Raw genomic sequence first — 26,051 nt, 5'->3', positions numbered from 1 at the left:
ACTTTATTCCTCCAGTTGTTGAAGACTGCGGCTGCGAATCTCTTGTTGCAGCTTCTCGATAACTTCATTTACGTCCAGGCTGCCCAAGTCTTTGCCACGACGGGTACGCACGGCTACTTTGCCTGCTTCTACCTCTTTGTCGCCACAGACCAACATGTAAGGGACACGACGTAAAGTGTGCTCGCGGATTTTAAAGCCTATCTTCTCATTTCTCAAGTCTGCTTTTACACGAATGCCCGCATTTTGTAGTTTCTGCGTCAATTCGTTAACGTATTCAGACTGAGTATCGGTAATGTTCATCACCACTACCTGAACCGGCGCAAGCCAGGTCGGGAAGAAGCCTGCGAACTCTTCAGTCAGGATACCGATGAAACGTTCCATTGACCCAAGAATCGCGCGGTGAATCATCACCGGCACCTGACGCTCGTTGTTTTCGCCAACATAAGAGGCGTTCAGACGAGACGGCAGAGAGAAGTCCAACTGTACCGTACCGCACTGCCATGCACGATCGAGGCAGTCATACAGGGTAAATTCAATTTTCGGACCGTAGAATGCGCCCTCACCCAGTTGATACTCAAACGGGATGTTGTTTTCTTCCAGCGCAACGGCCAGATCCGCCTCAGCACGATCCCACATTTCATCGCTACCGATACGTTTTTCGGGGCGAGTGGAAAGTTTGACGACGATCTTCTCGAAGCCAAAGGTGCTGTACATATCGTAGACCATACGAATACAGGCGTTCACTTCATCGCGAATCTGTTCTTCAGTACAGAAGATATGCGCATCATCCTGGGTGAAGCCACGTACGCGCATCAGGCCATGCAAGGCGCCTGACGGTTCGTTACGGTGGCAGCTACCGAATTCCGCCATACGCAGCGGCAGATCGCGGTAGGACTTCAGACCCTGGTTGAAGATCTGCACGTGGCCCGGGCAGTTCATCGGCTTGATGCAGTATTCACGGTTCTCTGAAGAGGTAGTGAACATCGCATCTTTGTAGTTTTCCCAGTGCCCGGTTTTTTCCCACAGCACACGGTCCATCATGAACGGGCCTTTAACTTCCTGATACTGATATTCTTTGAGCTTAGAACGCACAAAGACTTCCAGTTCACGGAAGATAGTCCAGCCGTCGTTATGCCAGAACACCATACCTGGCGCTTCTTCCTGCATATGATACAGGTCAAGCTGCTTACCGATTTTACGGTGGTCGCGCTTGGCGGCTTCTTCAAGGCGTTGCAGATAGGCGTTCAGGGATTTTTTATCCGCCCACGCCGTACCATAAATACGTTGCAGCATCTTGTTGTTGCTGTCGCCACGCCAGTATGCCCCTGCGGTTTTCATCAGTTTGAAGTGATGGCAGAAACGCATGTTCGGCACGTGCGGGCCACGGCACATATCGACATATTCTTCATGATGATACAAGCCCGGCTTGTCATCATGCGCAATATTCTCATCAAGAATAGAAACCTTATAGGTTTCGCCACGCTTCACGAAGGTTTCACGCGCTTCGTGCCAGCTCACTTTCTTCTTAATGACGTCGTAGTTTTTCTCAGCAAGCTCGTGCATCCGTTTTTCGAGCGCGTCGACATCTTCCTGGGTTAACGTACGGTCGAGATCAATATCATAGTAAAAACCGTTATCGACAACCGGACCGATAGCCATTTTGGTGTTCGGCCAAAGTTGTTTAATCGCGTGCCCTAACAGGTGCGCACAGGAGTGACGAATGATCTCCAGACCTTCTTCATCTTTCGCGGTGATGATTGCCAGCTGAGCGTCGTGTTCAATGAGATCGGACGCGTCAACCAGTTCGCCATTAACGCGACCTGCGATACAGGCTTTCGCCAGTCCTGGACCAATGTCCAGCGCAACATCCATGGGGCTTACAGCGTGGTCGTAATGGCGTTGGCTGCCATCAGGAAGAGTAATAACAGGCATGTTATATCCTTATTTGCAGTGGTGACCCACACGAAAGATCACATACAAAGTTTCAATATTTAAAATTATCAAAAAGTTATGGGCTGATTCCCGCTTCACTCTGCGAAATATGTCACGGCCCGCCTGAATGGCAAGACTGGACCTACACCCGTTTTTTGATAACACCGCTTGACAGTGTACACGGCATTGACTGCCGATCAAAGCCGCAATCACGCCGAACTGTATGATGTAAATCAATTCCCTGACGCGCCATCGCTTTTGTTACACTGGGAGCATCAGTCCGATTTTGACAGGAAGAGAGAAAATGCCAACAAACCGCTTTGCCAAAAAACACTGGAAGATGGTTGTCGTATTGCTCCTCATTTGCGGCGCAATGTTGCTGCTCCGCTGGGCGGCGATGATTTGGGGCTAATATCCGAAGCGTTCGCCGAAAGTTAATTCCTGCGAATGAATAGAAAGCATCAATAATATGCACGTTCAACGCATTTTTATGAATGGCATTCGCTACGGAAAATATAAATATAATTTCACTTAGCGCGCAATCGCGATAAAAACGCTAATTTAAAAAGCCGGGTCGTGTTTAAAACAACCCGGCAGGCGATTACATCTTATACCCTAACGATACCGTCGTGCGGCGATCGGTATGTTCCGGCGCCGTTGCGGGCGGTTCGGAGTTCCAGGTCAGGTTATAAGCCACCTTTAAACCAAAATGCTCGTTGATCGCGACATTCAACGCCGTCTCTGAGTTGAGGGTGGTATCTTCAGCGCCGAAAACGGACACGCCCTGCGTAAATTTGGTGTTATCCGTCATCTGCCAGGCGTAGCTACCGGAAGCGTAGCCCAGCGGTTGGGTCTCGGTTTTGCCATCGGTATGTTCGTCATAGCGTACGCCAGGACCGAATTCAAAACGGAAGCTGTGCACCGGCCCGTTGAGGAACTGACGGCCATAACCGGCGGTCAGTGTGTCACGCTCACGATAACCGTTGTAACGGTCTGTCAGCCAGCTTGCCTGGCCAAACAGGTAATCGTAGTCGGTCATATTGAAACGGCTACGGCCGCCTACCGCGTATTTCTCCGAAGAGCGTTCATCGTTGGAGGATGTATTGCTGGCATTCCCCCACAGCGACCAGGCGGTGGTTGCACCGTACCAGGTCATCGTGGTGTCAGCCGTTAAAGAAGAACTTTTCGTGTTGCCTGACTGAGCAAGGTAGCCCGCATTCAGGTTACCTTCGAAGGGTTTCTTCGCAGTGGCGGGATCATCCATGACAGTAAAAACGGAATCATCAGCAGCGGCATGCATTGACGCAAATACGCCCCCTGCCAACATTAATGCAGCGGGTACTGTCTTCAAAAGCTTCATTTATAAAGAGTCCGTACAACAAAAAAAGAGACCGTTACGGTCCCGGAAACTTTCATAAGGATCAATGACAAACGATCCAGGAAAGGTAACAAATTATAAAAAGGCTCGAATAACATAGCAATGAATTCTTATTTCATTTTTTGAATAAGAGAGTTCCCAAAGCAGATATTTATTTATATATCTTTCTCCCGGTAATTTTAAATAAATATCCAGTAAATCATATTGTTAATTACTTCCCTTTCCGGGCATTCAGTGCCAGACTGAAGTCAGCCTAACAGGAGGTAAAGATGATACGTATCTATACGTTAACACTTGCGCCCTCTCTCGATAGCGCAACAATCACCCCACAACTCTATCCCGAAGGGAAACTTCGCTGTTCATCACCCGTTTTTGAACCCGGCGGCGGCGGAATCAACGTTGCCCGCGCGATTGCCCATCTTGGCGGAACCGCAACCGCGATTTTCCCCGCAGGCGGCGCGACCGGCGAACATCTGGTCGCACTTCTGGCCGATGAAAACGTCCCCGTCGTCACCATCGACGCCAAAGACTGGACGCGACAAAACCTGCATGTTCATGTGGAGTCCAGCGGGGAGCAATATCGCTTTGTCATGCCCGGCGCCGCACTCGACGATGACGAATTTCGCCAGATTGAAGAACAGGTTCTGGAGATCGAATCCGGCGCCATTTTGGTCATCAGCGGGAGTCTGCCGCCCGGCGTCAAGCTGGAAAAACTGACGCAGCTTATTGCCGCCGCGCAGAAACAGGGTATCCGCTGCATTATTGATAGTTCGGGCGATGCGCTCAACGCGGCGTTATCTCTCGGCAATATTGAACTGGTCAAACCGAACCAAAAAGAGCTGAGCGCGCTGGTCAATCGCGAACTCACGCAGCCTGACGATGTGCGCAAAGCAGCGCAGGAAATCGTGAAGAGCGGCAAAGCGCGCCGCGTCGTTGTGTCTCTGGGGCCGCAGGGGGCGCTGGCGGTGGATAGCGAAAGCTGCGTCCAGGTTGTTCCCCCTCCCGTCAGAAGTCAAAGTACCGTCGGCGCGGGCGACAGCATGGTTGGCGCAATGACGCTAAAACTGGCGGAAAACGCCTCGCTGGAAGAGATGGTGCGTTTCGGCGTCTCGGCAGGCAGCGCGGCGACGTTGAATCAAGGAACACGTCTGTGTTCCCGGGACGATACGCAGAAAATCTACGCCTGGCTTTCTCAGTGATCGGCCATCCCTCTCCTTATTACGAGGGGGTTTCAGCGGCAAAGCTATCAGCATACGAATTAACCGACTATGCTAAAAAATCATGTGATTACAAAGAGGTGATTTATGGCCAGTGGTGATGTCATCCGCTATGTCATAACCGTGAAATTTCATGAAGACTCGCTGACAGAGATTAACGAGTTGAACAACCATCTGACGCGGTGCGGTTTTCTGCTCACCATGACCGACGAGCAAGGGCATGTACATGAACTGGGTACCAACACATTTGGTTTTATCAGCGCCCTGAGCGAAGATGAGATCGCCGCGCTTACCGCCGGGCTGGCGGAAAGCGCTTTAGATAAGAAACCAGAAATATCGGTCATGACATGGGAGGAGTGGACTAAAGACCGATAATATCAGTGCCATTGTGCAAAAACGCGTCTACGGTGTGCGTTAGCTCGTGTTTTTTCACCGCATTTATGCGCTAACCTTATGATCTGGCAGACAACATGGGGAGAGACATCATGTGGCAGGCTATCAGTCGTCTTTTAAGCGAGCAATTAGGTGAAGGCGAAATCGAACTGCGTAATGAACTGCCCGGCGGAGAGATCCATGCCGCATGGCATTTACGCTATGCGGGACGCGATTTTTTCGTCAAATGTGATGAAAGAGAGCTCCTTCCCGGCTTTACGGCGGAAGCTGACCAACTGGAGCTGCTTTCCCGCAGTAAAACCGTCACCGTCCCGAAAGTCTGGGCGCAGGGCTCAGACAGAGACTACAGTTTTCTGGTGATGGATTATCTCCCTCCCCGTCCTCTGGATGCCCACAACGCCTTTATCCTCGGTCAGCAACTTGCCTATTTACATGAATGGAGCGACCAGCCCCAGTTTGGCCTTGATTTTGATAACGCCCTTTCCACCACGCCTCAACCCAATGCCTGGCAACGACGCTGGTCAACATTTTTTGCCGAACAACGCATTGGCTGGCAGCTTGAACTGGCGGCAGAAAAAGGCATCGCATTTGGCAATATCGATGCGATCGTTGAGCATGTTCAGCAGCGTCTGGCCTCGCATCAGCCGCAGCCTTCGCTGCTGCACGGCGATTTATGGTCAGGAAACTGCGCGCTTGGGCCTGATGGCCCCTACATTTTCGATCCCGCCTGTTACTGGGGCGACAGGGAGTGCGATCTGGCCATGCTGCCGCTGCATACCGACCAACCCCCGCAGATCTATGATGGCTACCAGTCTGTTTCTCCGCTACCGCTGGATTTTCTGGATCGCCAGCCGATTTATCAGCTCTATACCCTGCTCAATCGGGCGAGACTGTTTGGCGGGCAACACCTGGTGGTGGCGCAAAAAGCGATGGAAAGGTTGCTGGCGGCATAGCTATTGTGCCGGATGACAGCTTACAGATGCACTGAACCACAGGCCCGATAAGCGAAGCGCTATCGGGCATTCTTCATTGCTACACAAATCCAAGAAGCGAAAAGAAAACGTAGCCCAACACGATGATAATCACCGGCAGGATATAAAGCGGGAAAAACTGTAAGAAGATCGTGTGATGCGGAACCACGATGCGCGACTCAATTTGCTCGCGTGACAACCCCTCGCTGCCTTTCGCTTTTTCCAGAATAAGCTGATCTTCAACCCCTTCGCGAAGAAAACGCGCCTGGCGGCTCATCCTGGCGCCTGAGTCCTGCAATGCCAGGCCAACGAAAATCAACACAAAAATCACCCAGAAAACAATGTTCAGACTGTGTTGAAAATCCGGCGTCGGCGAGTTATACCAGAACAGGTTCAGGAACGCGGTATTCGCCCGCATCATATCAATCATAACGTGAGTAAAATCAAGCATCACCGCGTTAATCCCTTCCTGCTTTTCGCTGTGCTCATACATAAACTTCAGCAATGAAACCAGTGTGGAAATAAGCGCAGGGATAAAAATCACCCATCCCAGAATCCTTTTTAAGACAGCAATGCGTCCAGCTTGTTGATACGTCATGAGTTCCCCTTGATAAAGACGCGTCGTTTTGGCCTAAGTCTACCTGCTGATAACCAATTTCGCCTGTTCTTTAAAGGCGCTATGATACGTCATTAGCCATAATAAGCGCTTAATCCATTGTGTTTTCACCTCAAAAGGAGAGGTTGTAATGTCAACCCCGCGTCAGATTCTTGCTGCAATTTTCGATATGGATGGACTACTGATCGATTCCGAACCGCTTTGGGATCAAGCTGAACTGGAGGTCATGGCAAGTTTAGGCGTAGATATTACCCGCCGCCATGAACTCCCGGATACGCTGGGTTTACGCATCGATATGGTTGTTGACCTCTGGTACGCCCAACAACCGTGGAATGGGCCAGACCGTCAGGCGGTTACCGACCGAATCATTACCCGCGCCATCTCACTGGTTGAAGAAACTCGCCCGCTGCTCCCCGGCGTGCGCGAAGCGGTCGCGCTGTGCAAATCTCAGGGGTTAATGGTCGGTCTGGCCTCCGCTTCCCCCCTGCATATGCTGGAAAAGGTGCTGACCATGTTTGATCTGCGTGAAAGTTTCGATGCCCTGGCCTCTGCGGAAAAACTGCCTTACAGCAAGCCGCATCCGCAGGTATACCTCGATTGCGCGGCCAAACTGGGCGTTGACCCGTTAACCTGCGTTGCGCTGGAAGACTCCGTCAACGGCATGGTCGCCTCAAAAGCGGCGCGAATGCGCTCAATTGTTGTTCCGGCGGAAGAAGGCCAGCACGACCCGCGCTTTGCCCTTGCCAACGTCAAACTGACTTCGCTGGCTGAACTGACCGCAGCGCATCTGCGCGGTTAAATAGCGACGGGCGGTGGCGACATTGCCCGTTTTGCTACGCACATCTGCTTTATAAAACACTGTTTCATTTTTTATTGTATTCCTTCACCGCCTCTTCTATCCTTTTCTCAGGGCAAAAAACTGATAAAAACCGATAGCCGAGGTGAACATGATTCTGGATGCGTTTAGTCTTGCAGGTAAAGTCGCGATAGTGACCGGATGCGATACCGGGCTTGGGCAGGGTATGACGCTGGCGCTGGCGGAAGCAGGCTGCGACATCGTCGGCGTTAATCGCAAAGTCCCCCACGATACGGCAGCAAAAGTGGAGGCGCTCGGACGCCGTTTTATGGCGATCCAGGCCGACCTGAGCCAGCAACGCGCTATCCCGGCTATTGTCGTGCAAACGGTCGAACAGTTTGGCCGAATTGACATTCTGGTGAACAACGCCGGGACGATCCGCCGCGAAGACGCGCTGTCGTTTAGCGAGAAAGACTGGGACGATGTGATGAATCTGAATCTCAAATCCGTGTTCTTTCTCTCTCAGGCCGTCGCACGGCAATTCCTGAAGCAAGGTGATGGCGGGAAGATTATTAATATCGCCTCAATGCTTTCATTCCAGGGCGGCATTCGCGTTCCTTCTTATACCGCGTCGAAAAGCGGCGTATTGGGTATCACGCGGTTGCTGGCGAACGAATGGGCGGAACATCACATCAACGTGAACGCCATCGCTCCCGGTTATATGGCGACGAACAATACGCAACAGCTGCGGGATGACGCCGCACGCAGCAAAGAGATTGTTGACCGCATTCCGGCCGGACGCTGGGGCACACCTGCCGATCTGCAAGGCCCGGTTGTCTTTCTCGCTTCTTCGGCGTCTGATTACGTTCACGGCTATACCCTCGCCGTCGATGGCGGCTGGCTGGCGCGCTAATTCATGTCATTTGTGACATAGAGTTACAACGTCACCTCTTCCGCCTACTGTATAAAAACCCTATACTGTATGAATTGACAGTTTATTGGGTTTTATCATGACGGCGGAAGGCCACCTTCTTTTTTCCATTGCCTGCGCAGTGTTTGCCAAAAATGCGGAATTGACGCCGGTTCTCGCTCAGGGCGACTGGTGGCATATTGTCCCTTCGGCCATCCTGACCTGCCTGCTGCCCGATATTGATCATCCAAAATCATTTCTTGGCCAGCGTCTGAAATGGATATCAAAACCTGTCGCGCGCGCGTTCGGCCATCGCGGGTTTACGCACAGCCTGTTCGCCGTGTTCGCTATGCTTGCCCTTTTCTACCTGAAAGTGCCGGAGAGCTGGATTATTCCGGCCGATGCCCTGCAAGGAATGGTGCTCGGTTATTTAAGCCATATTCTGGCCGATATGCTGACCCCGGCGGGCGTTCCCCTGCTCTGGCCCTGCCGCTGGCGCTTCCGTCTGCCGATCCTCGTTCCGCAAAAAGGCAATCAACTGGAGCGTTTTTTATGCATGGCGTTATTCGTGTGGGCTATCTGGATGCCGCAGACAATGCCCGAAAACAGTGCAGTGCGTTGGTCGTCGCAGATGATTAATATGCTGCAAATGCAGTTCGATCGCTTTATAAATCACCAGATTGCTGAGTAAACCAGCATAAATGTCATTTTTGGCATAAACAATTCCATTTGAATATAAGAGGTCGGTCACAGTTCTGCTAACCTTGCGCCAACAGGATCGCTGTCACACAGCGATACGTATAAAAAAATCAGGAGAACGGGGATGAATTTTCCATTAATCGCGAACATCGTGGTGTTCGTTGCACTGCTGTTCGTGCTGGCGCAAACTCGCCACAAACAGTGGAGTCTGGCAAAAAAAGTGCTGGTCGGTCTGGTGATGGGCGTGATCTTCGGTCTCGCCCTGCACACCGTTTACGGGTCTGACAGCCCGGTACTAAAAGACTCCGTTCAGTGGTTCAACATCGTCGGCAACGGCTATGTACAACTGCTGCAAATGATCGTCATGCCGCTGGTCTTCGCGTCTATTCTCAGCGCCGTTGCGCGTCTGCATAACGCGTCTCAGTTGGGTAAGATCAGCTTTCTGACCATTGGCACGCTGCTTTTCACTACCCTGATTGCCGCACTGGTGGGTGTACTGGTCACCAACCTGTTCGGTCTGACGGCGGAAGGTCTGGTGCAGGGCGGCGCGGAAACCGCGCGTCTGAACGCCATCGAAACCAACTATGTTGGAAAAGTCGCCGACCTCAGCGTGCCGCAACTGGTGCTGTCGTTTGTGCCGAAAAACCCGTTTGCTGACCTGACCGGCGCAAACCCGACCTCCATCATCAGCGTGGTGATCTTCGCGGCATTCCTTGGCGTCGCGGCGCTGAAACTGCTGAAAGACGACGCGCCGAAAGGCGAACGCGTGTTAATCGCTATCGATACCCTGCAAAGCTGGGTGATGAAGCTGGTGCGCCTGGTAATGCAACTGACGCCATATGGCGTACTGGCGCTGATGACCAAAGTCGTCGCAGGGTCTAACCTACAGGACATCATCAAACTGGGTAGCTTCGTGGTCGCGTCTTATCTTGGCCTGATCATCATGTTTGTGGTGCACGGTATCCTGCTGGGCGTCAACGGCGTTAGCCCGCTGAAATATTTCCGTAAAGTATGGCCGGTTCTGACGTTCGCCTTTACCAGCCGCTCCAGCGCCGCGTCCATTCCGCTGAACGTGGAAGCGCAAACGCGTCGTCTGGGCGTACCGGAATCCATCGCCAGCTTCTCCGCCTCTTTTGGCGCGACGATTGGTCAGAACGGTTGTGCAGGCCTGTACCCGGCTATGCTGGCGGTGATGGTTGCGCCGACTGTCGGTATTAACCCGCTTGATCCGGTCTGGATTGCCACCCTGGTCGGTATTGTGACCGTCAGCTCTGCCGGTGTCGCGGGCGTCGGCGGCGGCGCCACCTTCGCTGCGCTGATCGTCCTGCCTGCGATGGGCCTGCCGGTCACGCTGGTCGCGCTGCTGATTTCCGTTGAACCGCTGATCGATATGGGTCGTACCGCGCTGAACGTGAGCGGCTCAATGACTGCCGGTACGCTGACCAGCCAGTGGCTGAAGCAGACGGACAAAACCCTTCTGGACAGTGAAGACGATGCCGAACTGGCACATCATTGATCCCGCGTGATGAACAAACCGCCTTAATCAGGCGGTTTTTTTATGCGAATTATTCGGCTATCTCATTTTCCTGGCGAACCTGATTCGCCCATCGCTGCGCCGACTCAGGAACGGTAAATGCAGGCGATCGCTGAAATGCCTCCCCCATTAAGATAAAGGCGACATACTTTCCGCGCAGTATCCATACGTCACGAAACGCGTCCATTTTTATCGCATGTTCTGGCGGCGCGGGCTCCACGCGTGGAACATAGCTGATAACCGGGCGATTTTGTTGGCGAAGAGGTTTCATCATCAGTTGTTTCACTAAAGGCAAATGCTAAAAATCAGAAAAACACTATCTTAGCTGATTTTGCCCCCGTTCGTCCCGCCTTGCATGTGCGGTTTACGCTGATGGCGACGCACCGCGTCTGGTCACGGGCGGGTAAAACAAGCGCCGTCAGGCTGACGGCATAAAAAATGCGGCGCAGCAATGCGCCGCAAACTCAGGAGTCAGACATCAAGAAAACTGCCGAGACGATACCCGCGTTCCGCAATCGCATACTTCAGCGACGCAGACGTCAGCACGTCAAGCTCAGTCAAGCGGGGGTAACAATAGGCGCTCTGACGGATGATATTGTCGATAAACGCCGGATGACACATCACTTCCAGTGACTTTTCGCCTCTGTCAGCAGAGGCATCCAGCACCTGAAGAAACAGCGCTTCTGAAATAGCGTCGCCGTAAAACTCGCTGCTGAATCCCTGCGAGCTGCGTAACGCTACCGGCAGATCGTCAGCATTAAGCACCGACTGGCGATCGATACGCAGAGCAACGCCGCGTTCTGCCGCAAACTGTGCCACAATGGGAAAAATTTGCGGGAACATATGCACATGGTGATGACTGTCCAGATGCGTTGGCTCACGGCCAAAAAGGTCGATAAAACGCTGATACTGACACTCCAGCTCATGCGAAATTTCATCCAGCGGCAAGGTCTCTTCCTCGGCCATTTGCCAGATCCATTTTCCCAGCAGCCCTTCACGCGTCAAACCCGGCATCGCCGTCAGCGGCTTCCCTAAGGTGAGCACAAAATGCATCCCCACCGCCAGTTTCGGCACGTCACGGCACAATTGCGCCGCATGGTCGATGGCTTCACCATTGACCAGCGCCGTTGTGGACGTCACAACGCCATTCCGACAAGCCTCGACAATGCCGTAGTTTTGTCCCTTGCTCAGGCCAAAGTCATCCGCATTCACAATCAATAAGCGTTCCATACCCAACCTCTGTTAGTGTTGTGCGCCTTTGAGTTTCTCGATGCATTCCGCAAAATTCGGCAGCCACTTCTCGTGGGCCAGAATCAACTCCCGCGCCAGGGTTTCCGCATCGCGATCGGAGTGCACCAGCGGGCTCAGGTTAAGCGCTAACAGCACATCATTGAACTCGCCGCTCAGCGCCGCCTTACTGGCTGCGACTTCAAACCCTTTGATGGTATAGATGAGGCCCAGCACTTTTTCATCGAAATGCGTGATGCGCGGGTGCGGCGTCGCCCCATTCCGCCCTAATGTGCAGGTCATCTCCACCGCCCAGTCAGCAGGGATATTATCCACATGACCATGATGCGGGATATTAACGTAGTGTTCCGTCTGCTTATCGTTATAGATAGCGTTAATCACTTCACATGCGGCGTCGGAATAGTAAGCCCCGCCGCGCTGCTCCAGCTCTTTCGGTTTGATATTCAGCTCTGGATTTTTATAAAGATCAAAGAGCTGTTTCTCAACCTTCTGCACCACCTGAGCGCGCGCGCCGCCTTTATAGTATTCGCCCATTTCAATCGCCAGCATCTCTTTTTGCTTGAAGTAGTAAAGCAGATAGGAACACGGCAGCATATTCAGCGAGCGAATAAGCCCTTCGCTAAACGGCAGGTCAAAAATATTTTTCACCGTTGACGCTTTTAACTGCCCGGACGCCACGCCATCCAGCAGTTCAGCAAAGCGCGATTCGCCATTCACCAGTACGTCTTTAATAAACACCATGTGGTTGAGGCCAAACAGGTCGATCGACAGATCGTCGCTGTCTTGCAATGCCAGCACGTCATGGATGAACATTTTCATCCCCACGGGGATATTGCATACGCCGATGAATTTCTTAAAGCGGGTGTGGCGATAAACCGCTTCTGTCACCATGCCAGCCGGGTTCGTGAAGTTAATGACCCACGCGTTCGGGCACAGTTCTTCGACATCTTTCACGATATCAAAGATAACCGGGATGGTGCGCAGCCCTTTGAACAGGCCGCCTGCGCCGTTGGTCTCTTGCCCCAGATACCCGTGACTTAGCGGAATGCGTTCATCCTGTTCACGGGCTTTCAGCTGACCCACGCGCAGTTGCGTAGTGACGAAATCCGCCCCTTGCAAAGCCTCGCGACGATCCAGCGTTTTGTATAATTTCAGCGGGACACCGGCTTTGTCGATCATGCGCTGGCAGAGGTCAAAAATAATATCCAGTTTCTCTTTTCCGTCTTCAACATCCACCAGCCATAATTCAGAAACCGGCAATTCATGATAACGCTTAATAAAACCTTCCAGTAATTCAGGGGTGTAGCTGCTCCCGCCACCAATCGTGACGACTTTTAATTTCTGGCTCATACTTTCTCCCTTCAGTGTAAAAACACTGGCGTGTATTACGCTCTGCCCGTTCGTCAGGTATGGCGCGGACGTCCCGCGCTATTCAGGGCAAGCGATAAAATCGTGTTGTCAGGTCAATATTGTTTACTGATTAAATTCAGTTAATTTTTTACGATAACTGTTCGGTGTAAATGAGGTCAGCTTTTTAAACGTTTTAATAAACAGGCTTGGGCTACTGTAACCCGCCTCATACGCTATATCCGTTACGGAGTAGTTGGTCATTTCCAGCTGTTTTTTCGCAAAATTAATACGGATCTCATTAATAATCTGCATTGGCGTTTTGCTGTAATAACGCTGCGTTGCGCGGGTCAGATACTCCTGAGATTTTGCGGACAGGTGCACCATATTTTCCAGCGCGTTTTCACCAAACTGCGTTTTGTCGTGCATTGTCTCCACGGTCGCTTTCAGCCATTGCGGAATATCGTCAATCACCTGCTCTTCACGGTGATGGCGCAGCCGGTTAATGATGTAGAAGGTGACCACTTCTACAAACTCATCTAACCCGTTTCCCCGGAAGTTCAGCGACGCGATAACCGTTTCAATATAAGTCAGAAAAGCGCTGTTGACCCGGTATACCTGAGACGCAACAAAACAAAACGGTAATAAAGGATGATAGTGTTGTTCAAAAAAACGCTTACTGATACCAACGTTAAGAATACGCGTGGCGCCGAACTCATAGAAACTCTGGTGGTGCGATCCCAACGGGATAAACACGAAATCACCACGCTCCAGCAGCACACGTTTACCGTTGATTTCCTGATAGTAGCGCCCCGTTAACACCAGGGTAAATTCATAATAATCATGCTGATGCAGCCCACTGATGCTCTCAGTTTTGTTATAGATAAACACATGGAAATTCTTGCCGTTAAAAAGCTGTTGCTCACGAGCGGTGGCGATCTCCGGTGCGTTAACCTGTAGCTGCATCATTTATTCCTCACTGTTCCAGCTTCTCGTGAAGCTCGATTAACTCTGTAACCAGTTCCCGCGCTAACATCGACGTCATCAGGTGATCCTGAGCATGAACCAGCACCAGGCTGACTTTCATTTTACCTTCGCCCTGATCGCCTTCAATCAGTTTCGTCTGCACGAGATGCGCTTCATTGAGCGCCATCCGCGACTGCTCCATCATCGTTTTTGCCGCAGCAAAATCACCCTGCTTGGCCTGTTTCAGCGCCGCATAAGCCAGGCTGCGCGCCTGACCGGAGTTGATGATAAGCCCCATCACCACTTCTTCGAGTTCTTCAGCCTCTGACGGCGTACCCGCTACGTTTTCGAGATCCAACATACGTTTTCCTCTGGTTCAGCCCGGCATGGGGAGACCATGCCGGATTAAATTTAAAATTTCAGTGCGTTAGCGATTTCTTCTTCGCTTTCTTCTTGCTCAATTGCATTCTGCGCTTTGTTGGCGACAACCACGAAAGGCAGATAAATCAGCGTCGCGACGCCCAGGTTGAACAGTGCGACCAGCAGAGCGGCAACGCTGCCGTTGGTGTTAAAGAACGCTCCCAGACCGGTTGGCATCGTCCACGGCGCGATGTTGGTAATCGGCGGGATAATCCCCAGGTAATACGCAATCAGCGTAATGGCGGCCAGAATCGGCTGAACCAGAATGAACGGGATAAACATCACCGGGTTCATAATAATCGGCAGGCCGAACAGAATCGGTTCGTTAATCTGGAAGATACCGGACGGCAGCGCCAGTTTTGCTACCTGGCGGTAATCCGCACGACGCGAGGCCAGGAAGATAGCGATAATCAGACCCAGCGTCGCGCCACTCCCTCCGAGGAAAATATAGGAATCGAGCATCGGTTTCGCCCAGACGTGGAACGTCTTCCCGGCTTCCAGCGCCGCATCCACGGAACCAAACTGCTGATAGATGGCGATGTTTTCCAGCGCCCACGGGGTCATAATACCGCTGTCCAGCGCGGTCAATGCCAACGAGCCGTGAATACCAAAGAACCACAGTAGCGGAACAAACAGCACATAGGCCCAGCCAACCACGCTGCCCAGCGATGCCAGCGGCGTAGAAATGGTATCCATAATGATCTGGTGGAAGTTAGAACCGTAGTTCGCCAGCGCCCACGCAATGATCCCCATAATGGAGAGAATAATAAAGCCAGGAATTAACGCCGAGAATGAACGGGAAACCGACGCCGGGACGCTGTCCGGTAATCTAATGACCCAGTTGCGGCGCACAATAAAGGTAAACATTTCCGCCACGACCAGACCGATAATAATACCGGAGATAATATTCGCACCGCCCAGCCAGTTCGCGCCAACCGCATAAGCTTCGCCTACGCTATATGGCGTAACGGTCATAAAGGCCGCCACGGATAACAGCCCCGCCGCCAGCGCATCAACTTTACGCTCTTCCGCCAGCGCCATTCCGATAAAGAACGGCGCCATTAACGACATAATACCGAGCGTACCGTTATAGACGTTTCCGCCAATGCCTTTTAAGCCATTCAATGTTTCAATGGTGGAAGCATCAAGCCGAATGCCTAAAGAATAAAAAAACGACCCCTCCCCAAAGCTCAGGAAAACGTTGTTGATTAATACAAACATGGCCCCCGCAAGGGTTAACGGCATTAAGCGAATAAAGCCGTTTTTGATTGCATTAACGTGCGGCTGCTTTCCTATTTTAACAGCAAAAGGAAGGAGTACCTTTTCAAGTGAAGCAATGACGTTACTCATAGAAAAATACCCTTAAATACCGCAATAAAATATTGCGGTGAATGTTTATGAAATAACTCTTTGACGGGAAAAATTAAAACAAAAAATTAATTTGCGGCGGCTTTTTTAATTGCTGCGACAGCAGCCTTAAGCACGCCTAAACCATCGACTTTGCCGTACAGCAGCGAGTCAATCACTTCCACAGGTTTATTGGGTAACAAACGCTGAATTTCGGGTAACATATAAGCAATTTGTGGGCCTAATAACACGACATCCGCTGAAAGACCTTTTTCTCCTGCCAGCGTCTCAGGAAATGCTTCAATAATAACCGGCACTTCATATTTCTCAGCCTGAGCGCGCATCTTCGATACCAGTAAAGAAGTCGACATGCCCGCAGAACAAAACAGATAAATGTGTTTCTTTTCCATAAAAACGATCCTCATATGCGATTATCTGTTAGCCAGCCATTCCGCAAGCCTTAACCTGCATCCATGCACTGGACAACTTGCGTAACCGAATTTACTTTTTTAGGTGGCTGAAATGAGTATACGGGATAGAACTGGCGGATGGTATTTCTTTGACTAACAAAATTGTCTCTCATTGACCTGGTGTTATGACCCCTCTCACATTTCAGGCAAATATTTCGCGACAATAAATAAGATTATCCCAGGAACAAAAAAACCGGCACACAGGCCGGTTCATACATATGCTCAGGCAATATACAGTTGTTACTGCTTCGGAGCCTGCGGATCGGTGTCATACTCTGCACAGCTCTGGTAGCCGGAGTTAATCACATGACCAGTGTCATCCAGCGCGACAAAATAGGTTTCAGCTTTACCATCACGTTGACCCAGGATGTAGGTCTGGCAAGTACCGCGCGCGTGAATCATGCTCACTTCAGATGAAGGCTTACCGGCAATCTGCTCAACCTGCGACCGGCTCATCCCTTTTTTCACATCTTTTACTACAGGCTGGACAAATTGGTCTTTTGTACGATCGTACGCCGTACACCCTGCCAGCATAGTCATTACCGCCGCTGCACTCAGAATTCCTGCTATATTCTTGTTCATTTTCCGTCCTCTTGTTTATCAGCGTGTTATATAAGCCTGGAATACATCAGGGCTTTTTTCAAGCCCACAATCGATGCAACAAATCTTTCAGAAAATTCCAATTAAACAAAACGATGTCGTTTTAATGCCGTAAATTGCGCCACTCAGGCCGTGGAGTCTTGTCGTTTAGAGAGCAAAGCGTTAGCTTTAACGCAGTATATTTATTCTGAAAATCTTCGGAGGGGTTAAATGACGCTACAGCAAGAGATAATCCGGGCGCTTGGCGCAAAACCGCACATTAATGCAGAAGAGGAAATTCGCCGTAGCGTAGATTTCCTGAAAGCGTACCTGAAAACATATCCCTTCCTGAAATCCCTGGTACTGGGTATCAGCGGAGGGCAGGATTCGACGCTGACGGGCAAATTGTGCCAGACCGCAATTACTGAACTGCGTGAAGAGACAGGGAACGACGCCCTGCAATTTATTGCCGTGCGTCTGCCATTCGGCGTGCAGGCCGACGAGCAGGATTGTCAGGATGCGATCGCGTTTATTCAGCCGGACAGAGTCCTGACCGTCAATATTAAAGGCGCCGTTCTGGCCAGCGAGCAGGCGTTGCGTGAAGCAGGCATTGAATTAAGCGATTTTGTTCGCGGCAACGAAAAAGCCCGCGAACGCATGAAGGCACAGTACAGTATCGCCGGAATGACCAACGGTGTGGTGGTCGGCACCGATCATGCCGCCGAAGCGGTGACGGGTTTCTTCACTAAATATGGCGATGGCGGTACCGATATTAACCCGCTTTTCCGTCTGAACAAGCGCCAGGGAAAACAGCTGCTCGCCGCGCTGGGTTGCCCGGAACATTTATATAAGAAAGCGCCAACGGCGGATCTCGAAGACGATCGCCCTTCTCTGCCGGACGAAGCGGCGCTGGGCGTCACCTATGACAACATTGATGATTATCTGGAAGGGAAAACGCTGGATGCCAGCGTCGCGAAAATCATCGAAGGTTGGTATATCCGAACGGAACACAAACGTCGCACACCCATTACAGTATTTGACGATTTCTGGAAGAAATCATAATCGCCGGATGGCGACGTACCGTCTTATCCGGCCTACATCACTGTATAACGCCCGTAGGCCCGATAAGCGAAACGCCATCGGGCGCGAACGTGCCGTCTTATCCGGCCTACATCGCTGCATAACGCCCGTAGGCCCGATAAGCAAAGCGCCATCGGGCGCCGTCCTGTTGCACTTACTGGACGGTGTCCGGCGTATAACCCGGCAACCACGTAATCTCGCTAAACAACAGCTGTCCTTCTGGCTTCAACAACCGTAACGTGTGTTTCCCGTCATGCCAGCAGGCGCCCTGATCGGCGGTCAGGAGCTTGTCTCCCAGTTGCCAGGCGCCGCTAATAACAAACACAACGCCACCGCGCGAACCGAAGGTCGTAAACGTGCGATCGGCAACCCTGACCTTCGCCTTACAACGATCGCGTCGGGTCATAATATTGAGATCCATCGACATTTGCCCTTCCGACAGCGTGGCTTTCACAACGCTATCGCCTGCAAACGTGAATGGCTGATGTCGCTTGAGAGTATGGGTAAACGTATTCACGCCTTCCAGCATCACCTCTCCGCCTTCCAGTAACGTAATAACGCGCTCAACCCCAGGAAAAAGGGAAAACTCCCCGTTCCCGGCGATAGACGCAATACTGGCGCGCCAGTGAAAATCCCGCGTCGCCGGAGGAAAACAACAAATCTCGCGCGTTTCGCCCGCACCATTGCGCCAGAGGTTTACCGGCATTTTACGGATATCAAAGTATTCCATTATCACTCCCGAGAAGGACGCAGCGCCATAATATGGCACATTGTTGTTATCGGCAGCAGTGAAGATTTACCTTAACGAGAAGAAAAGAAAAACCGCCGATCCTGTCCACATCGAGAAGAGATGTTGTGAACAGGACCGGCGGTCTTGAATGCGTTAGCGTAACGCTGAGGGATTACTCAGCAGGGGGTGTTGGCATTTTACCTTCCGGCGCCGGACGTTCTGTCAGACGCTTCTCAAAATTGGCATTAAACTGTTTTTTCTGTTCCGGCGTCAGAATGTTGTAGATCTTATTCTGCGTTTCCATGTGCGCCAGCATATTGGCTTTACGCTGTTCTTCCATCTTCGCAATCTGCGCTTCGGCTTTCGCCTTATCGAAGCTGTCGCTGGCGATGATATCGTGCATTGCGCGGCGCTCTTCCAGCGGCGGACGTTTCATCTGGTCACGCTGACCTTTCATAATGTCGCGGATTTGCTGTTTCTGCGCGTCGGTCAGGTTCAAATCTTTGAACATCATGTCATGATGCGGACCGAATTTGCCTTTGTGGTGCATCATCGGCTTCGCATCTGCCGGAGCAGCGGTAGTGGTATCAGCCGCGTGAGCCAGGTTCGCAGCGCCCAGCGCCAGGGTAGAGGCAACAAACAGTGCAGTTAATTTACGCATAATCTATGTCCTTCCTTTCAGTTATTCTTTCGGCGTAGCGCCGTGTTGACGAGATAAACTTTACCGCCTTAATCGTCAATTAGTCAGAGCAACGGTAAAACAATGAAAGTGTAAAAAACAATTTTTCGTCAATTATGAAGAAAAAAAGAATAAATCGAGGAGAGTTGCAATATTTTATTGCAAGCGGATGATTTTGCAGGAAATATGAAGAACTATACCTGACCGATGACTATTAATAAAGCAGTTTACCAGGATTAATCCGTAATAAATCGCGATAGCACACAAAAATAAGACCCTCAGACGTTCGCCTGAGGGGAGAAATAATTACGCGAGTTTTTCCAGCATCAGGCCAGCGCGTAAACCACAGGCCACATTAGGGTTAGGAAAGAGAACATATTCAACATCATGGGTAACGATCACCTGCTCATCGCCATCCTGCGCCAGTAGCGTTCCTTCTTTGAACGGCGTGAAATTCAGCGTCTGGTTATCCATACAGAGAACAAACGCATCGCTGCGGCGTGTAATTTGCGCCACCACGCGATAGCGAACCGGCCTCGTTCCCCCTTCCATCGGCTTTTCTCCCGCCAGCAACGTTGCCAGCGCCTGCGCGGTGGGGGTAAATTGCGTCAGATCGTTGTGCCCAAACGGCAGCGCTTTGCCCAGCTCCAGCGTGCAGGACAACGCGCCAAAATGCTCACAGCTAAAATGCGTAAAGGTGCCGCCCGGCGTTTGATGAAAAACCAGCGCCTCCAGCCCTGCCGCCCCCAGCCATGACAAAAAGTGTTCATCCCAGGGGATCGGCCGTTGCGGCAAAACGCCAAACCGAACGTGGCGGGAGCCGCGAATCGCAGTATGCAGATCGAGATGCCAACGTATCCGCGTTTTGCGGCGGGAATAAAAATCCTCCAGCAGTTGTTCCAGCTCGCGGGCGCGCAGCGTTTCCCCGCTCTCCTCGAACATCTGCCAGCGCCCGCCGAACATACGGTTCATATCGCTATGGCAATAGCGTACCCCCTCTGCCAGCGCCGGAGGATTCCCCAGAATCACCAGCAATCGCCAGCGCAGGGGGATTTTCCCTTCAAACAGCGCCGAAAGGAGTGCGTCTAGCATTTCCACAGGCGCCGTTTCATTGCCGTGGATGCCCGCAGAGAGTACCAGAGCGCGGTCAACCTCAACGGCAGGCGTAAGTTCAAGCACACCAGGCATCTGCCAGCGCCAGTGAAAGCTCTCCGTTTCCCCTTGCGTAATATCGGGGGATATTCCTGCCAGCGTCTGCGCCAGAAAGTTATCCATTCCCTGCGCCCTCCTGCTGGAAGGGATACACCGATCCCAGGTTAAGCAGTTGCGTCAGCGTATCAAGCGCCTCCCGCCCTTCACGCAGCAATTGCGGATCGGCCAGATCGGCGGCGGTGAGGCGGTCGCGATAATAACGATCCACCCAGTCATTGAGCGTGCTGAACAGGGTATCGTTCATCATCACCGCCGGATTCACCGCCCGCAGCTCATCCTCGGTCAATACCACGCGCAAGCGTAAACAGGCCGGGCCGCCGCCGTTCGCCATACTTTCGCGCAGGTCGAACACGCGCAGATCGCTGATGGGGTTATCAGCCGCCAGCAACGCGTTCAGATACCGCCACACACCGGCATGTTCCCGGCACTCCTGCGGCAGAACCAGCGCCATCGAGCCGTCATCGCGGCTTAAAAGCTGACTATTAAACAGGTACGTGGCGACGGCATCCTGCACGGAAACCTCCCTGGCTGGCACCTCAAGCGGCATAAATCCCGCCACGCGCGACCGGAGCTGGCGCATCAGCTCGCCCTGCTTTGCGAACGCCTGTTCATGGCAAAACAGCACCTGGCGGTTCGACACCGCAATCACATCGTTGTGGAATACGCCGAGATCGATAACGTCTGGGTTCTGCTGGGCAAAGATAACCTGATGCGGATTCACCTGGTTAAGACGCGCCACCGCTTCACTGGCCTCGCGGGTTTGCCGCGCCGGATAGCGCACCGGACGCGTGTCGACGCCCTCTTCACGCCCATAGACAAACAGCTGAATGCCCGGCGCGCCATAATCACCGCCGAGCCGGTTATGGTTGGCAGCGCCTTCATCCCCCAGCAGCGCCACCTGCGGCAGCGCGTCGTGCACTGCGAAAAACTGCGCGTCGCGGAAGATGGTCCGCAACAAAGACGCCGTGGTCGGTGCCTCCAGCGCGCGGTGAAATTTGTTGTTCAGGTTCGCCACCGTCAGATGCACTTTGCCGTCAAGCGCGTCCGCTGAAGGACATACCGTCGCCGCATTCGCCACCCACATCGGCGAAGCGGAGCTGACGCTGGAGAGCCAGTGAGGTGCCTGGCGCGCCACTTTCTCCAGCACCTGCTCGTCCTGCCCGCTAAAACCTAGCTGACGAAGCACGGGAATAAACGGCCGCTCGTGCGGGGGGATGACCGCCTGAGGGAACCCCGCATCCGCCAGCGCTTTCATCTTGAGTAAGCCCTGCTTCGCCGCCAGGCGGGGATTCGACACCTGAAAGCGGTGCTGTATCGACGCCTCGTTACCAAAGGACAGCCCGGCATAGTGGTGGGTTAACCCCACCAGGCCGTCAAAATTCACTTCATGCGCTTTCATACCGGTTCCTCGCGAGAGAAGTCCAGCCCCGGACTGAGCGAATCGGGCAGTACAAGCGTCGGCGATTCCAGGCTCGCCATCGGCCAGGCGCAATAATCTGCCGCATACCAGGCGCTGGGGCGATGGTTCCCCGACGCGCCAACGCCGCCAAACGGCGCCGTGCTGGCCGCTCCGGTCAGCGGTTTGTTCCAGTTAACAATACCCGCACGCGCCTCCAACAGTAGCTGGTCGAACTGCTTACTATCGGGAGACACCAGCCCGCACGACAAACCGAAGCGGGTGTTATTCGCCATACGAATGGCTTCATCAAAGCGCTCATAGCGCCAGACGCTCAGTAACGGGCCAAACACCTCGTCATCCGGGACCTGCTTCACGCCGGTCATTTCGATAATGCCCGGCGTCAACAAGGACGTTCCCGCTTTCAGCATACGTGGGGCCAGCAGCGTTCGTCCGCCCATCGCCTCAAGACGCTGCCAGGCCTCATACACATGACGCGCAGCCGGTTCGGAAATCAGCCCGCCGATAAACGGCTGCGGTTCATCATCCCACTCACCCGGCGTTAAACGCTGACTCACCTCCAGCAGGCGCGCCAGAAACGCGTCGCCCTGTTCCCCGCGTTTCACCAGCAAACGGCGGGCGCAGGTGCAGCGCTGTCCGGCGGTGACAAACGCCGACTGAATCGTGAGGTGTACCGCCGCATCAATGTCCTCTGGATTCTCAATGATGAGCGGGTTATTCCCTCCCATTTCCAGCGCCAGGATTTTTTCCGGTTGCCCGGATAACTGACGGTGCAACTGATACCCCGTATTCGCGCTGCCGGTAAAGAGCAGACCGTCAAGCGCATCCAGCGCGCTGAGCGCCTGTCCCGTTTCGCGCCCTCCTTGCACCAGGTTGAGTACGCCTGGCGGCACCCCCGCCTGTTGCCACAGTTTCATCACCGCTTCGCCAGTCCACGGCGTTAGCTCGCTCGGTTTAAAAATCAGGGTATTTCCGGCCAGCAGCGCCGGAACGATATGGCCGTTGGGTAAATGGCCGGGAAAATTGTATGGGCCAAACACCGCCAGCACGCCATGCGGACGATGGCGCAATGTCGCCGCCCCGTCCGGCAATTCGCTTTGTTGTTCTCCCGTCCGGGCATGGTATGCCTTCACCGAGATAGCGATTTTATTGATCATCGCCGTCACTTCCGTCGCCGCTTCCCAGCGAGGCTTCCCGGTTTCTCGCGCAATAATTGCCGTCAACTCCGCTTTATGAACCTCCAGCAAGGCGGCAAATTTTTCCACGATGGCCTGTCGCGCGGCGAAAGGCAGCCTGGCCCAGGCCGGAAACGCCGCACGCGCCGCACGCCCTGCCTCAGCGACCTGTGTCGCATCCGCGTCGCTGCCCTGCCAGAGCACTTCGCCATTCACCGGATTCGTTTTGACCCGGCGCTCCCCCTGACCAGTTACCCAGTCACCATTTATCCATAAAGTCATGCGGTTTTCTCCTCAGCGCAAAGACGTACCAGACGAACGCGATCTCCCGCGTGGCATTTGAGCGCATCAAGTTGCGCCGCAGTCAGCACCAGACGTTGCGTATCCGGGTCGGTACGAATCAGCATGGCGCGAAAATGATGATAATTTTCATTGGCGACCAGACACGCCGGAAACTCGCCCGGCGCGGGCTGGCCTTCCACCACGTCCAGCAGGCGGCTTTTACGGATTGCCCGAACCCGATCAATGTCGCACTCCAGCGTCGGGCCGCCGTCGAAAATGTCGATATAGTTGCGGTAGCGGAAACCTTCTTTCTCCAGTACCGTTCTGGCCGGCGCCGTTTGCGGATGTACTTCGCCAATCACCGCCTGCGCTTCTTCCGATAAGAAATGGGTGTAGATAGGGTGCTTCGGCATCAGTTCAGCAATAAACGCCTTCTGCCCGGTGCCGCATAAATAGTCTGCCCGGCTGAATTCCATAGAAAAAAAGCGTTCTCCCAGGCTTTCCCAGAACGGCGAGTAGCCGTGTTCGTCGATCACGCCACGCATTTCCGCCACAACCTTTTCATTAAATTTGTCGCGAAACGCCGCCATAAACATAAAGCGTGATTTAGAGAGCAAATAGCCGTTGCCCTCTTTGCGCCAGTCGGGATCGAGGAACAGCGTGCACAGTTCGCTGCTCCCGGTGTGATCGTTACTGAGAAACAGCGTCGGCAGCGCGTTATAGACATTCAGCTCTTTAGAAGCATGCACCAGCGTGCCAACGCGATAGTTGTACCAGGGATCGTTCAACCCCACGGCCACCTCAATCGCACAAATTCCCGCAACGCTTCCCGTATCGCTGTCCTCCAGCACAAACACGTAACCCTGTTCGCTTTTCGGCAGTTCGCCACGCCACGTTTTTAGCGCGCGCTCAATACGCGACGTCAGCGTTGCTTCATCTGCTGGCAGAGAGGTCAGGCCGCCGCCGGTTTTACTGGCAAGCTGCATCAACGCACTGACATCACGTCGTTCGACGGGGCGGATCACCATCATGACGAACCTCCTGCTTTGATGCGTTCACAGGCCAGCGCAAAGCGATCCAGCCCGGTTGCCACTTCCTCTTTGCTGACGTTTAACGCAGGTGCGAAACGCACCACGTTAGCGCCCGCAATCAACACCATCACTCCGGCTTTTGCGGCTTCCTGTGAAATAAGTTTAGCTTTTCCGGCAAACTCAGCCTCCAGAACGCAGCCAATAAGCAGCCCCAGTCCACGAATTTCACTGAACAATCCGAAGCGTTCATTTATGGCGTTCAGGCGTTCGACAAACCAGTCATGGCGTTGCTTAACGCCGTTCAGCATTTCCGGCGTATTGACGATCTCCAGCAGCTTTCCCGCCACCGCAGAAGCCAGCGGGTTGCCGCCGTAGGTGGTTCCGTGAGTGCCTACCGTCATCACGCTGGCGCATTTTTCAGTGGCCAACAGAGCCCCGATGGGGAAACCGCCGCCCAGCGCTTTCGCAGTGGTAAGCAGATCGGGGGTGACGCCATAATGCATGTAGGCATACAGCTCGCCGGTACGCCCAACCCCCGTCTGTACTTCATCAAAAATCAGCAAGGCATTGTGTCGGTCGCACAATTCGCGCAGCCCCTGTAAGAATGCTTTCGTGGCCGGGAGCACGCCCCCTTCGCCCTGCATGGGCTCCACGATCACCGCGCATGTCGTGTCATCAATCAGTTCGCTGGCCGCGTTGAGATCGTTATACACGGCATGGCGGATATCCGGCGGCAGCGGAGCGAAATCCTGTGAATACGCGGGCTGCCCGCCTGCGCTGACGGTAAACAGCGTGCGGCCATGAAAGGCATTTTTGAATGCCACAATCCCGCTTTTATGCGTGCCAAAACGATCGTGCGCATACTTACGCGCCAGTTTCAGCGCCGCTTCGTTGGCCTCCGCGCCGGAGTTACAGAAGAAGACGCGTTCAGCAAAGGTGGCGTCAATCAGCATCTTCGCCAGTCGCAGCACCGGCTCGTTGGTGTAGCCATTTCCGGTATGCCAGAATTTGCTCGCCTGCTCATTCAACGCCTCGCGTAAAGCCGGGTGCGCATGGCCGAGCGCATTCACCGCAATTCCCCCGGCGAAGTCGATATACTCTTTCCCCTGCTGATCCCACAGGCGTGAGCCTTCTCCACGAACCGGAATAAAAGGTGCCGGGGCATAGACCGGCATCATCCATTCATCAAAATTTTCACGCGTAATTGACAGAGACATAGCGACCTCTTCCGGTAAATAAAAAGTTATTTATATGTTAATAAAATGAGTGTTTGCGCTGTAAATGTAGATTGCACTGTTCGTGCCAGCCAGAGGAAAAAATGCATAAACCGGTTTTGGAAACGAAAAATCAACGGGTTACAACCCGCCGGTATTCACTATTGCTGCATAAAAAGTGAATATATTTGCGAAGAAAAGAACAAATAAGAGGAAAAATCGAAATATTATTCAGTCGCCAAATATAATTCTGGAATTGTGATCGTAGACGAAATTTATCGGAAATTATTGCATCGTTATGACGCACTCCGCCCTGAAACAGTGCAGTTTTTGCTCCATCGTTAAGACCATTGGCAGTTATCGTTTGATTCGCGCGACAAGTGGCAGTCAGCCCGTCTAATTTCTGCT

Annotated in this window: 27 protein-coding genes; 9 read left to right on the top strand and 18 right to left on the bottom strand. The window is 52.9% G+C overall.

The features are described 5' to 3' along the window. Positions 1-3: 3 nt before the first annotated feature. Positions 4-1,932: a threonine--tRNA ligase gene (thrS, locus tag OGV83_RS05760; protein WP_060816194.1), complete on the bottom strand. Its 1,929-nt coding sequence runs from the start codon at positions 1,930-1,932 to the stop codon at positions 4-6. Positions 1,933-2,236: 304 nt separating this feature from the next. Between thrS and yniD the strand changes: the two genes are divergently transcribed. Further along, positions 2,237-2,344: a small membrane protein YniD gene (gene yniD, locus OGV83_RS05755; protein ID WP_096753848.1), complete on the top strand. Its 108-nt coding sequence runs from the start codon at positions 2,237-2,239 to the stop codon at positions 2,342-2,344. A gap of 189 nt (positions 2,345-2,533) precedes the next feature. On the opposite strand, the gene OGV83_RS05750 is transcribed toward yniD, so the two are convergent. Then, positions 2,534-3,292 (bottom strand): DUF481 domain-containing protein, encoded by a 759-nt coding sequence (locus tag OGV83_RS05750; RefSeq protein ID WP_012132613.1) that lies wholly within the window; start codon positions 3,290-3,292, stop codon positions 2,534-2,536. 287 nt (positions 3,293-3,579) lie between these two features. Here OGV83_RS05750 and pfkB point away from each other — a divergent pair, with 287 nt between their 5' ends. From pfkB to OGV83_RS05735, 3 genes are all read left to right on the top strand, one after another. Further along, positions 3,580-4,509: a 6-phosphofructokinase II gene (pfkB, locus tag OGV83_RS05745; RefSeq protein WP_049008572.1), complete on the top strand. Its 930-nt coding sequence runs from the start codon at positions 3,580-3,582 to the stop codon at positions 4,507-4,509. A gap of 105 nt (positions 4,510-4,614) precedes the next feature. Next, the gene (locus OGV83_RS05740) at positions 4,615-4,902 is read left to right on the top strand and encodes a type V toxin-antitoxin system endoribonuclease antitoxin GhoS (protein WP_012132615.1); all 288 of its coding nucleotides are present in this window, start codon (positions 4,615-4,617) and stop codon (positions 4,900-4,902) included. A 110-nt stretch (positions 4,903-5,012) separates the two neighbouring features. Beyond that, entirely contained in the window at positions 5,013-5,873 is an 861-nt protein-coding gene (locus OGV83_RS05735; RefSeq protein WP_286463255.1) for a fructosamine kinase family protein, read from the top strand. 79 nt (positions 5,874-5,952) lie between these two features. Here the strand turns inward: OGV83_RS05735 and OGV83_RS05730 are convergent, their stop codons facing one another. Next, the gene (locus OGV83_RS05730; RefSeq protein ID WP_012132617.1) at positions 5,953-6,489 is read right to left on the bottom strand and encodes a YniB family protein; all 537 of its coding nucleotides are present in this window, start codon (positions 6,487-6,489) and stop codon (positions 5,953-5,955) included. A 148-nt stretch (positions 6,490-6,637) separates the two neighbouring features. Between OGV83_RS05730 and hxpB the strand changes: the two genes are divergently transcribed. The 4 genes from hxpB (at position 6,638) to tcyP (ending at position 10,428) form a co-directional block, all read left to right on the top strand. Beyond that, on the top strand, positions 6,638-7,306 hold the full coding sequence (gene hxpB / locus OGV83_RS05725; RefSeq protein WP_012132618.1) for a hexitol phosphatase HxpB: 669 nt from the start codon (positions 6,638-6,640) through the stop codon (positions 7,304-7,306). A 148-nt stretch (positions 7,307-7,454) separates the two neighbouring features. Continuing rightward, entirely contained in the window at positions 7,455-8,216 is a 762-nt protein-coding gene (gene kduD / locus OGV83_RS05720) for a 2-dehydro-3-deoxy-D-gluconate 5-dehydrogenase KduD (RefSeq protein ID WP_286463304.1), read from the top strand. A gap of 85 nt (positions 8,217-8,301) precedes the next feature. After that, positions 8,302-8,904 carry a metal-dependent hydrolase gene (locus tag OGV83_RS05715; RefSeq protein WP_077956894.1) on the top strand — a complete coding sequence of 201 codons (603 nt, stop codon included), beginning with the start codon at positions 8,302-8,304 and terminating at the stop codon, positions 8,902-8,904. A gap of 132 nt (positions 8,905-9,036) precedes the next feature. Further along, positions 9,037-10,428 carry a cystine/sulfocysteine:cation symporter gene (tcyP, locus tag OGV83_RS05710; protein WP_047457375.1) on the top strand — a complete coding sequence of 464 codons (1,392 nt, stop codon included), beginning with the start codon at positions 9,037-9,039 and terminating at the stop codon, positions 10,426-10,428. A 49-nt stretch (positions 10,429-10,477) separates the two neighbouring features. Here tcyP and cedA read toward each other — a convergent pair whose 3' ends face one another. From cedA to osmE, 8 genes are all read right to left on the bottom strand, one after another. Next, positions 10,478-10,741: a cell division activator CedA gene (gene cedA, locus OGV83_RS05705; RefSeq protein ID WP_196050445.1), complete on the bottom strand. Its 264-nt coding sequence runs from the start codon at positions 10,739-10,741 to the stop codon at positions 10,478-10,480. A gap of 176 nt (positions 10,742-10,917) precedes the next feature. After that, complete coding sequence (gene chbG, locus OGV83_RS05700; RefSeq protein WP_047457377.1) at positions 10,918-11,676, bottom strand: chitin disaccharide deacetylase; 759 nt, start codon at positions 11,674-11,676, stop codon at positions 10,918-10,920. 12 nt (positions 11,677-11,688) lie between these two features. Next, positions 11,689-13,044 carry a 6-phospho-beta-glucosidase gene (locus OGV83_RS05695; RefSeq protein WP_058669037.1) on the bottom strand — a complete coding sequence of 452 codons (1,356 nt, stop codon included), beginning with the start codon at positions 13,042-13,044 and terminating at the stop codon, positions 11,689-11,691. A 123-nt stretch (positions 13,045-13,167) separates the two neighbouring features. Further along, the gene (gene chbR / locus OGV83_RS05690; RefSeq protein ID WP_012132626.1) at positions 13,168-14,010 is read right to left on the bottom strand and encodes a transcriptional regulator ChbR; all 843 of its coding nucleotides are present in this window, start codon (positions 14,008-14,010) and stop codon (positions 13,168-13,170) included. A gap of 7 nt (positions 14,011-14,017) precedes the next feature. Beyond that, positions 14,018-14,368, bottom strand: coding sequence for a PTS N,N'-diacetylchitobiose transporter subunit IIA (gene chbA / locus OGV83_RS05685; protein ID WP_012132627.1), 351 nt, complete (start codon positions 14,366-14,368; stop codon positions 14,018-14,020). A 50-nt stretch (positions 14,369-14,418) separates the two neighbouring features. After that, complete coding sequence (gene chbC, locus OGV83_RS05680; protein ID WP_012132628.1) at positions 14,419-15,777, bottom strand: PTS N,N'-diacetylchitobiose transporter subunit IIC; 1,359 nt, start codon at positions 15,775-15,777, stop codon at positions 14,419-14,421. 86 nt (positions 15,778-15,863) lie between these two features. After that, positions 15,864-16,184 carry a PTS N,N'-diacetylchitobiose transporter subunit IIB gene (gene chbB / locus OGV83_RS05675; protein WP_024130389.1) on the bottom strand — a complete coding sequence of 107 codons (321 nt, stop codon included), beginning with the start codon at positions 16,182-16,184 and terminating at the stop codon, positions 15,864-15,866. Between the two features lie 300 nt (positions 16,185-16,484). After that, positions 16,485-16,826: an osmotically-inducible lipoprotein OsmE gene (gene osmE, locus OGV83_RS05670; RefSeq protein ID WP_012132630.1), complete on the bottom strand. Its 342-nt coding sequence runs from the start codon at positions 16,824-16,826 to the stop codon at positions 16,485-16,487. A 228-nt stretch (positions 16,827-17,054) separates the two neighbouring features. Between osmE and nadE the strand changes: the two genes are divergently transcribed. Then, entirely contained in the window at positions 17,055-17,885 is an 831-nt protein-coding gene (gene nadE, locus OGV83_RS05665; RefSeq protein WP_104868732.1) for an NAD(+) synthase, read from the top strand. Between the two features lie 172 nt (positions 17,886-18,057). Here nadE and ves read toward each other — a convergent pair whose 3' ends face one another. The 7 genes from ves to astC form a co-directional block, all read right to left on the bottom strand. Beyond that, positions 18,058-18,633 (bottom strand): environmental stress-induced protein Ves, encoded by a 576-nt coding sequence (gene ves, locus OGV83_RS05660; protein ID WP_047457383.1) that lies wholly within the window; start codon positions 18,631-18,633, stop codon positions 18,058-18,060. Positions 18,634-18,805: 172 nt separating this feature from the next. Continuing rightward, positions 18,806-19,294, bottom strand: a complete 489-nt coding sequence (gene spy / locus OGV83_RS05655) for an ATP-independent periplasmic protein-refolding chaperone Spy (protein ID WP_047457387.1) — start codon at positions 19,292-19,294, stop codon at positions 18,806-18,808. Positions 19,295-19,618: 324 nt separating this feature from the next. Further along, positions 19,619-20,587 carry a succinylglutamate desuccinylase gene (astE, locus tag OGV83_RS05650; protein ID WP_104868733.1) on the bottom strand — a complete coding sequence of 323 codons (969 nt, stop codon included), beginning with the start codon at positions 20,585-20,587 and terminating at the stop codon, positions 19,619-19,621. After that, positions 20,580-21,923 carry an N-succinylarginine dihydrolase gene (gene astB / locus OGV83_RS05645; RefSeq protein ID WP_286463253.1) on the bottom strand — a complete coding sequence of 448 codons (1,344 nt, stop codon included), beginning with the start codon at positions 21,921-21,923 and terminating at the stop codon, positions 20,580-20,582. The genes astE and astB overlap by 8 nt, the downstream gene beginning before the upstream one ends. Next, on the bottom strand, positions 21,920-23,398 hold the full coding sequence (gene astD, locus OGV83_RS05640) for a succinylglutamate-semialdehyde dehydrogenase (protein ID WP_286463251.1): 1,479 nt from the start codon (positions 23,396-23,398) through the stop codon (positions 21,920-21,922). Before astD ends, astB begins: the two co-directional genes overlap by 4 nt. Further along, positions 23,395-24,429 (bottom strand): arginine N-succinyltransferase, encoded by a 1,035-nt coding sequence (astA, locus tag OGV83_RS05635; RefSeq protein WP_012132639.1) that lies wholly within the window; start codon positions 24,427-24,429, stop codon positions 23,395-23,397. The genes astD and astA overlap by 4 nt, the downstream gene beginning before the upstream one ends. After that, complete coding sequence (astC, locus tag OGV83_RS05630) at positions 24,426-25,646, bottom strand: succinylornithine/acetylornithine transaminase (protein ID WP_071258197.1); 1,221 nt, start codon at positions 25,644-25,646, stop codon at positions 24,426-24,428. Before astC ends, astA begins: the two co-directional genes overlap by 4 nt. Positions 25,647-26,051: the final 405 nt, after the last annotated feature.

Source organism: Citrobacter sp. CK189, from assembly GCF_030333505.1.
Lineage (GTDB): Bacteria > Pseudomonadota > Gammaproteobacteria > Enterobacterales > Enterobacteriaceae > Citrobacter_B > Citrobacter_B koseri.
This window is presented reverse-complemented; position numbering and strand designations above follow the sequence as displayed.